General features: G+C 41.4%; 4 protein-coding genes. All 4 read right to left on the reverse strand.

What is annotated here, in order from left to right:
- Position 1 precedes the first annotated feature (1 nt).
- Entirely contained in the window at positions 2–580 is a 579-nt protein-coding gene (locus tag ASD24_RS09585; RefSeq protein ID WP_056694882.1) for a hypothetical protein, read from the reverse strand.
- A gap of 55 nt (positions 581–635) precedes the next feature.
- Positions 636–3,821: a hypothetical protein gene (locus ASD24_RS09590; protein ID WP_056694884.1), complete on the reverse strand. Its 3,186-nt coding sequence runs from the start codon at positions 3,819–3,821 to the stop codon at positions 636–638.
- Between the two features lie 225 nt (positions 3,822–4,046).
- Positions 4,047–5,060, reverse strand: a complete 1,014-nt coding sequence (locus ASD24_RS09595; protein ID WP_235540493.1) for a WxL protein peptidoglycan domain-containing protein — start codon at positions 5,058–5,060, stop codon at positions 4,047–4,049.
- A 395-nt stretch (positions 5,061–5,455) separates the two neighbouring features.
- Positions 5,456–10,714, reverse strand: coding sequence for a hypothetical protein (locus ASD24_RS09600; RefSeq protein ID WP_056694888.1), 5,259 nt, complete (start codon positions 10,712–10,714; stop codon positions 5,456–5,458).
- Positions 10,715–10,759 lie beyond the last annotated feature (45 nt).

The following is a 10,759-nucleotide window of genomic DNA, read 5'->3' on the forward strand; positions in this document are numbered from 1 at the left end:
TCTAAATTCCTGACGTCGCAGTAGTTGTAACAGTAGATCTGTAGGTTCCTGCTACTACACCGATCTCTTTCCCATCAGTCGCTTTTATTACTTGAGGTAACGATAGAGTATACTGCAGCTCAAAATCATACGCCCCTTGTCCTGAAGTAACATCTGCTGAAAAAATAGGTGTGGACTGATGTGACAGCACTTGATTACTAGCTAAGTGTCCACTATGAGTAAAATCTATTGGTAATCCTGAAATTGTACTTTTTAATGTGGCCGTTACTTTAACGGCATCAATGGGGATATAAAATTCTTTCCCATCAAGTGTAGTCACGAAATCCGTTCCGGATTGACTTACTGTCCAACCGCTGCCATTTCCACGATCATCAACCACTCTCGATGTAACTACAGCCTGAGAAGTTTGTTGCTGACGAACAGCAAGTGTGATATCTGAGAAGTTAATTTTGGATTGCGTAACCATCAAACTACCACCAGTAACTTGTACTTCTTTTTCCATCTCTTCAGCCGAAGCTATAGTCGGTAAAGCCAAAGGAAGTAATAACACTGCAGAGAATAATAAATTTTTGAGTTTCACGCATTCACAGCCCCTTATCATTTTTAGGAATTTCAAAAATCAATTCACTGTTAGATTAAATACCAGACGTCAGTGTGGATCGAATGGTAGATCTATAAATCCCAGCCATCAAACCCGTTAATTCGCCTGGCACAAATTTACTTCCACTGTCAGAAGAAACAACCTTTACGCGATCCGGAACACTTAGTGTAAAGTCCAGCGGGATCTCTACGTATCCCATCCCTTCAAACGCTTGTGCTCTCGCTAGCAATTCAGGGCCGTTTCCTGTAAACACATGTTTTCCGACATTCGCTAATTCCGCTGCCGGTCCATTTAACGTTTTTGTATGACCTACGTTTACTGACAGTGAATTCGCTGGGATACTGACAATCAAACTTTGTTTATTTAAACTATTGTCTTGCATCGGATCGGAAACAAAGTCTGTGACATCCATACTGTACTGATATCCTTTTCCGTTTCCTCGACTATCTTCAATCAACGCACGAGAAACTGAATTGATCGATTGATATGGATTCGTACTGTCGATAATAATGGTGCTCAGATCAGCTCCCTCAAAGCGAGCACTTAATCCACCACTAAGTACCGTAAAATCAACATCTTCTTTGCCTACCGGTACCTCATTCCCAGGAGACGGAGTTGGGGTATTTCCTCCCCCATTACCTGCATTCGGATCAGCGATTGTTATCGAGTATGGCCCACCATGCCATGATGCACCATACCCTGCCATATCTCTAATTTCCACTTCGATGTCATGAGTACCAGGCTGTGCAGTGAAAGGAGCGAAATATTGTAACCATTCGTTGTTGTTTGGATCTTTATAGAATAGTGTTACATTTCTTAACTGTACCCCTGGGTCGATTGTCACTTCATTATTGGCTACATTAATTAATGGCTGTATTTGGGTCGTTACAAATTCAGTTGTTTCACTTTCTGTGCCATCGCTTGATACAATCTTGGCGCGAATTGTATGCGCATGGTTACTTACAATCAATGAAGACCTATTTTTGTGCCATACATCTCCGTCGATTGAAGTCATAATTTCACCTTCTGATTCATTGTAAACAACCTGAAGATTTAATTCGAACTGTTCACTCAAATATTGATTAATTTGAGGTTTTGTAATAGTACCTGGTGCAGAACTATCTGCAGTAACATTAAAGCTTTTATTGATCAGTTCTTGATCTCTTTCATTGAGTAGTCTTACTTCTACCGTGTGAGCCCCAGGCGTAAGCAATAGATTATTCGCCACATTGAAGTCCTGCCAAGCCCCACCGTCTACCTTGACCTGAACCTTAATGACGCCGGTTGCATCTGCGGAAACTTTAAATTCATCTCCTGACACTTTATTTAGTAAAGGTTGACCTGCAGTAATGACGATCGGATTACTTGTAAGAGTCAGCTCCCCAACTTCACTAATATTCCCCTTACTATCTGCAGATCGGGCTTGAACCGTTACACTTCCAGTTTGCGTGATCAGGATATCACCGGTATAGTCTTTCCATCCTCCAGAGTTCACTTGATATTGTTTAGTAGCAATATCAGCAAAGCTACCAAAATCGACATTTACTAGAGGTTGATTAAACTTATCAAGTGCTACAATGGACAACTGCGGAATCCCAGGTGCAACGATTGGCTCTACGTAATCTTGTGCGACTAAAGAAGGTAAAATTCCTGCTCCTATTTCATAAGGAGCATTGCTACCTCTTAAAAGGTATAATTTATTGTCTTCGCCTATACCGTAGGCACTACTTAAATGTGTGAAATTTCTCTTGATTGTAAATATAGTTTGAAATTTCCTATCACTTGTATTGAAATTTTTATCATTTGACCAGCTTATAAGATTCATATCATGGGTTAGAGCGTATTTGGTTCCACCAGCAGCAACCAACTCTTTTATATTTTTAACCTCATTATTGGATCCTGTAATTCGTATTGGGTCTGTTTGCACCCCGCCTCCAACACCTAAAGAATTTGATATATTTGGGCCAAATGCAAACACATTATTATTTCTTAAATAAAAGAAATCCCCTGCAGCTTGTACAACAGATTTAACACCGGTAGCAATCGTTTTTATTTGTGGATCAAATACAGTATCAATTGACCCCCAAGTGGAAGGTGTTGTACCCCAATAACTAAATTCGCCATTAGAGAGTTTCCCATATCCTGTACTAGCAACGTTCTGTGATTCAGAAAGGCTTCTTTGACTGTAGTTATAGAATGAGGACTTTACAAGTTCTGAAGTTTTGATTCCATCCGGAACTGGAATCAATGTTGTTTTTGTTAACTCAGAATATGGAGTTCTATAAGAAAAATTCTTGTCAGCTTCCATTAAGCTAGTTAGAGTATACTCGTTTCCCGAAATTGTAAATATTAAACGTTCAGTTGAACTATACTTTACTGCGGTACCATAAAGTTCGACAGCTTGTACGTTACCAACAACATTATCCATAAACTTGAGATCAAAATTTGCATCCGTAAATGAAGGAAACATATCAAGTTTAACTGGCTTATTTACGAGAAATGAGTTTTGACCAAACGCTTTTCCAATCAGATAAACATCTGTATCCGTAACTAGTAACACACCTTTATTAGCATGCTGATCAGTACCCAATTGGAACAATTTACGTACATTGGTTATAGGGTCACCTGTAGCTGGATCTACTACCTCAGTTGGTACGTTCTTATCTTGTCTGTACCCGATTCCTAATTCTCCTCCTGATCCTTTTCCAAAGGCCATAACAGAGTTATCTCTCATCAAAACATAGAAACTGACGTCTGACAATCGATATTGACTGGCCAACATCTCAAAATCAACTACATCATCTAATACCTTTTTAGGAGCACCTGAAGACCCCTCTTTAATGTATAATTCCCCATTGTTTTTTAGTTCTACTGAGTAGAGATCATCTTTGCTTGATTCTTTAGAACTAGACCGTCTTTGCTTTATCACGCTACTGTCAAAAAAATTAAGCGGAATAGCCTCATATCTAGGCAAACTAAATCTACTTCCATTATCTAAAATGGCTATATGTTCTCCAGAGTTTCCTCCACTTGTATCCAGACCATTCCTGTAGTCATAGGATTCAAATCCTACAATTTTTGCATGTTCAGCAGCATTAACTTTAGAGCTTAATTCAGAGAAAGATATACTGCCAAATATAAGAGCTAATACTAAGGTGCCGATTAACCCTTTTTTCCATTGCAAACTACTCTTACGTTTCTTTTTGTGTTTATTTTTCAATATTTTCAGCCCTCCTATATACCTGATGTTACAGTTGTCGTAAATTTGGATTTGTACCTACCATCAACAACACCGATCTCTTTTCCTTCAACTGTTTTAATGATCTTAGGGAGTGATAGTGTCAGTGACTTGAATCTCTTTTTCATTACTCGGCCGAATTTCTAATAACAATTTAGTATCTAATTAAAAATCACATCGAAATCACATCCTCTCATGTAGTAATCGTTAATTTTGAGAAGGGCGAGTGGTTCGACGAGCAGCCGTCCGCTGACGAAGCTTTCTTGCTTCTTCTTCTTTCTTCTTTCGTTTCAAGAGTATAAACAATATAAAGATGAAGGCTCCTAAAATTAAAAGTACGAGTGCTAGAGCTGCAATCCAGACCCATGGATGATTTTTCAACCAATCCATAATTCCTCGTCCTTGCAACAAGCCAGCATTACTCAAGCTTTCTTGAGCCTTCTGTGCGTCTGCTTCCGTAATCGTAAAATCAAAGGTTCGAGATTCTTTTCTACCGTTAAAATTGGCTTCAAAGTATGCAGTGTATTGCCCTGGCCACAAAATTTGATCCTCAATGTGATAGACCATATCCACCGTTTTTCCCGCATACATCGATTTTTCATTAGGTGCTGCATCGTATGCCTGGCTGTAAATGCCTTTACCTTGAGCATCACGAATGATAATGACGCCATTTGGACGTTGTAAGATTGTACCTGTGTTTGTCAGCTTCACGGTCAACTGAGAATAACCATTGCTTATGTAACTATGTTTGAAATCATCGATGCTCATACTGTGCGTAGCCAACTCTTTCTGCTTTTCAATCACAATCTGCACACCATTACGTGGAATTTCATCGATTACCAATACTGCTCGATTCTTACTTGCTTCAAGAGCCTCCTTATTTTCTTTAGGGATTTGCTCTGCCACGATACCTCCTACATACTCACCAGGCTTCAGATCCTTCGGTACATTTACCGTAAATTCGAATTTTTTCTTTTCAAGTGGTTTCAACTTCACAACTTGATCTTTAGATGGAGAGATCCAAGCGCCTACGGATGTATTCTTCTCTCCTTTGATCGTGTAATTTTTCCCTCCGTTAACCATTGGCGCTGCGTCTGCAGGATAGACTGACAGTTCCAGAGGCTCCTTGATCAGGTTCTCAAGATAGAAGGTATACTTTTTAGTCTCCCCTCCGTTGACCACTTCTCGGTAATAACCGCTGGATTGTTCAACTTCCTTCACCGGGGAAAGGACGAAGTCAAACTCAGAATATGCATGCGTAACCTTCGGTTGTATAAGGAAAATAGGAAAAAAAGCGAAAAAAAATAAAAGTGGTCTGTATTTTTTTGGTAATTTCATTGCAGTCACCTTTCTTGTGAGTGTAGATGCCCTACCTCAAATAAATAGATTTTCTAAATTTTTGGATCATGATTTAACTCTACCTATCACTCCATGTCCCCCTTATTCAACATTGCATGATCCATAACATTTGGTAAGTTGCTATATCCGAGTATATCACAAACAAGTTATTTGAAAAACACTATACTATCAGTGTTTTTAATATATTTTCTAAAACATATTTACATGAAAAAAAGCGAGCGGATGGAGGTTTTCACCAGCTCGCTTTTTTTTGAATCTTACAAACTCATTCCCATTTCTTCTACATCTTCATGATGTGTCTCCAACTGGTTAACAGGTGTGTTCATTGCCGGTTTAACCATACGTTGAGTATCCTTTTTCGCAAGCTTTGTTTGTTCATCTGCATTACGCATGGAGAAAGGAGCAAACAGCTTATTTTGTTCACCTTCCAAAAGCGATTCTTCTTTCATGGCGAGACGTCTTAGTTCGTCATAACCACCGCCATATGCGACCCGATCCATCGGGGAACCTTTGATTGCCATCGCTTCCTTCAGAGGGATAATCTGACCTTGATAAGTCAACGTATCTGTTACAGCTTGAATGTACTCTTCGTTCACATCTACTTTCATCTTGTTTTCCATGATGTTCGTGAGCTGCGCTTTAAACGTACTCGGTGTAAGAGAACGCTTCGGATTATCTACATCCTTACCACGAAACGTTTTATTCATGTCATCCGTAAGGATTTCATTTACTGTACGTGCATGCTCAGCATCATGCTTGATTTGCAGAGTGCCTTGCGTTAATGGGTACATGGATTCAAGCGCAGCCGTGATGTTTTCATTACGCATAATGGCAACAAGCTTTTGGCTAAACGCACCGGCTAGACCCGTATCATCCGATTTGACTCCCGTAGCGTACTGAATCTCCCGAGCATCATGATCGGTTTTTACACCCATGTGGTAATCCATATAATCTTCAAGCTTTTTCGCGTTACCTTTCGCACCGTTATTTACCATTTGCTCAAAGGAACGATGAACTGATTCATCATCCGTCAACGATACATAATCACCACCAAACCCATGTTCACGGAAGCATTTGTGGCTATATGCCGATAGATCCCGAAGCGATTGTTGTAACACTTTGGAATGACTCGATTTCGCATTTTTTTCCGCACGTTCATAAAGTTCTATCACTGAAGTATCTCCTAGTTTAAAGGCTCTAGCTTCAGCAGAAGCCAGATCCATACCCGTTTGGAAATACAATTGATTTTTGCCGTTTCCTTTGTCTATCATATTTGACCAATGGGAGAACTTCTCCACAAGATCACGATTCGCAGCAGCCGTTTCAAACTTCACTAGACCCATCGTGTCTCCATCATGGTCCATATCATGCGATTTATCCGCAACTGGGTTTATCGCAATCCCATGAACCGAATCATCTTTAACAACTTTGTAAGTTCTAATTGCTCCGTCACGCCAGACTGGATCACGCCATCCCATGACCATCTCGCCTTCTTTGACATTTAGCGAGTCCATCATTTTCTGATTCATGGCACCTTCGCCAATTTTAAGTCGAGGATCGACGATAGCAACAGCCGTTGCGGAATTACTTTGTTTTTTCCCCATTATCTTGTCACGGATGAAGCTATGTTTACCGTTATGGCCACCGTTGAACTGACGATCGATGATCGTAGTTTGAATCTTGTCAAACTGCTCCTGAGCTTTACTCTGTGCTTTTCGGCGACCTTCATCATCTACTGATTGCTCATACTCTCCTACAGCTTCATAGATGTTCGCGTAATAATTTGTAAAATCAGAGCGTCGCATCGAACCGTCAATTAATTCCACGTTTTGTCGTAAGCTCGCTGACAACACAGGGATCTCTGATGAAGATTGACCGGTTTGGAAGTGAACCTCAAAGGGAACATCCAGGAAGCCTCCCTGGGACTTAATCTGATCTAAGAAATTAGATGCATCCATGGTCGAATCAAATTTAAAATGATTTCTCTCTTCAGCAGCATGCGGCTGATAGCCATTTAAAATGGTTCCGTCTGCTTTCATATCTAAGCCAGTCGCAATTAAGTACTCTCGGTATGTGCTCCAAGCCGCGTCATTACGACCATAAATTTCATTCAGAATACCGGTAGCATTTTTAGATTCAAGTGCCCAAGCAAGTTGTCCACTTGCTTTACGGCCTTTTCCGCTTAGTACATCCTCACGGGTGTATGCATGCGTTTTATCATCGACCTTCATATCCGTTACGATGATATTGAGTCTACCCATCGCGCCTTTGAAAACTTCACCTGTATCTGGGTCTACGAGGTCTTTCACTTCTCCGCTCATGAGTTCCTTTACGACTCCTGCATTATGACGCGAAAGCATGGAATAAGGTGCACTTACTACGTCCAGATCAGGATTAGCACGTAGAAAACGGACTTCCTTATCGAGTTTCTGTGCTTTGGCTTCTTCATCTGACATATGTCGGTCAATGATAATACCAATCGTACCTTTATTTCCTCCAAAGTCAGACAGCTTATCTCCTCGTTGCAATGGACGGAATCGACCGTGTTGCTCTAAGAAAAAATCAAGCGAAACATCTTCATCGAGTCCCGCACGCCATGCTCGTACTCCTTCAGCAAGTACTTCATCTGACCACATCATTCCTGTACCATTCAAAACTTCAAACTTGTCGCCCCCGTCTGCTACGTGAGCGATCGTTTCTTTCAGAACATCCATACTTACATCATTCGAATCATTACCAAAAATCTTATTACGTACAGCAAATTCTTTAGATACGGCATAGCTGTCGTTAAACGTCCAGCCTCCAAAGCTCATTAGAGCTGTACCGACTCCTTCATCAACCTTCAATGCAGTCATAAGCTGATTCGAAGACATTTGATTTCGATCCCAAGCGTTGTGTGCTTTATTATCAAAATACGAGAGTTTCTGTAGTGCTGTCTTATCCGGAATCACTTGACCATCTTCCAGCTCAATGCCTTGAGAAGGGATCACGCTGCCATCCGATTTCACTTCTGCTCCGTCCACCAAGTACCAAATCAAGCCTTGCGTTTTTCCGGTACCTGTCATCGTTGTATCTGCATAATTGTCAAGATCCTGACTCAACACTCGCATGTTGGTCTCTCCAGCTACTTTCCAATAACTAAATGCAGCACTATCATCGCCTGCGCCTAGATCACGGTTTGCTTGAGTCTCTGCACTTGTGGTTGCAAAATCCGAGAACTGGTTATCGAATCGCACTCGATTTGAAAGTGTTTTAAGAATCGCTTCCTTGGTTTCCATATTGAGCTGGTTTACTTCAATGAAATCAAGCTCCACCCGTTTTCCATAGACATCACCGTGATACAATCCATTGATGCTGCTGGCATCGAGGGTTGTTGGAATATTGCTGATCGTTCGATCAAAGGGACGTGTGAGTTGATGCGTCACCTGTGCTCGAAGCTGCTCCGTTAAGTGCCGTTCAAACCCTTTCACTCGGAAACGGCTCATCCGATCATCGTAATCACCTTCAAAGGAGAAATAACCGGTGTAGCCTGGCACAATACCATAGTTATTACCGCCTTGAAATTTCGTTTCGATAATCCCATGCTCGTTTGGAACAAACACCTGCCCAATATCTCCACTAATGTTTTGCCATCTTTGCGCTTCTTTAGCTGAGCCGGTACGACGAATCCCCTCCCAGTGTATGATCCCGTTTTCGTCAATTTTTACAACAGGATCGAAACCAAAACCTCGATCCCCGTATACACCACCATCATTCAACGTGTCATGTACGGTTTGAAGGGCCTGCTTCAACATTGGATCTTCGATCTCATGAATCGTTTTAGCTGTTTCAGCATTAAATTCAATCAATCGGTCACGCGTCGCACCGACAGCAAAGTCATTACCCTTGATTTTGGTGATATCATACTTCACTGTCTTCAATGCAGACATCATGGCATCTCGTTCATTTCCACGACCTGTTTGCATCATATGATTCATGACTACTTCAGGGTTAAAGCCGTCTTCGTAATTACCTACTAGCTCATTCTGAACACGATCTAAATACTCACGACCACCATCTTGTGAATGATAAGCAAGCATTGCAGCGCGTTCCTGTGCTTCCCGGATCATATCGTCAGCCGAGTATATGGTCTCCAGTTCACCTTGAAACTCAGGCCCCGTAATGAGTAGTTCATCATTATCCAAACTCTTATCAATTAAACCTTGAATTTCATCCGCTTTAAATTGATTATTAATCGAACGTTGAGCATCATTGATCGCCGTTTCAATATACTCTTTAGCTTCAACCTCACTACCGAACACAAGTGAACGGTACCTTCCAGGGATTGGTTTTACTTGCAGCGATTTTTTTGAATCAATTCCCTTAATCTGGACGCTGCTTGAATCCGTACTCACCGATTTCGTTACACGTCCAGTCTTGTTTCCTGTCACGTAATCAAGTAACGCAATTGAATCCTCAGCCGTGAACTTCGTAGCCGATTTAACATCTCTTGAACCTTTTACATTGAAATAATAGGCGTTCGATGCATCGTAGATCCGGCCGATATAGTTCCCGTTGGCTTCTTCATCAAATACGCGAACAGTGATCCGGTCACCAACCGTCATCCGTACTTCGATCTGATTTCGATTGCCATTATCCCGAACACTAAAATCATAGCCACTGGATCGCATATGCTTCAGTAACTCAGCTCCGTTGTGTGCAAATTCAGCATCAAACAGTTTTCCGCTATCAAAATTTTTAGCAACACTCTCTGCATCTACTTTCGAGAGATAAGCCCCCATCACATGACGTAGACCTCGATACTCACGATTTTCGATAACACCGCCGTTCCATCCAAGCAGATTCTCATCACTCAATACTTGGCCATTCTCATTACGATCCTCTGGGTAGGCCACATTTGTAGATTCGGACGGTTGTCTCCGATTGGATTGTTGACCCGGCTGTACAATCGCTGCTTGATTAGAACCGGCACGCTCCGGTGCCACTCCAATCGTAATGCGGCTTGTATACCGATATGTAACGTCAATACGATCGTATAATGTAACCGCATCTCCCGAATTCATTTCTCGAAGGGATTTTCCTTTTGAAACGAAAAATGCTTTGCTCATTGGAGAATCACCATTTTGGAGTACATACTGCCGTATTTCCGGATCAGTGATTACGTGCAGGTAATTCCCTTGAGCAGCAGCCTGATCATATTCAACCACGCACTTTTTCCAAAATTCAGTAATGCCAACTTCTAACTTATCGTTATCATCAATTTCCCCAAATGAAGAAGCTCCTGTACTCCGTAATAACCGGGCGACATCGCTTGGTTTAACCTTCATTGTCGTGAAATTGATAGGTGTTCCATTCTGTTCCCAACGATCGCGGAAACGCTGCATAATCGATGCTGTAACGGTGATACCCTGCTTCTTTAAATCTGGCATGACCTGAGTAAGCATACGCATAGTTATGTATTCCGCTAGATCGCGGTATCGTCTATCATTTGTATTATTTCCATACTGTCCAATCATCTAACTGAGACCCCTTTCAACTCTGAAATATCGACCGTATCACTC

The organism is Paenibacillus sp. Root52 (assembly GCF_001426865.1).
Lineage (GTDB): Bacteria > Bacillota > Bacilli > Paenibacillales > Paenibacillaceae > Paenibacillus.

Bases quoted from the DNA above. Each gene is read 5' to 3' on its own strand.
- ASD24_RS09600 (WP_056694888.1), bottom strand. From the start codon at position 10,714: ATGATTGGACAGTATGGAAATAATACAAATGATAGACGATACCGCGAT.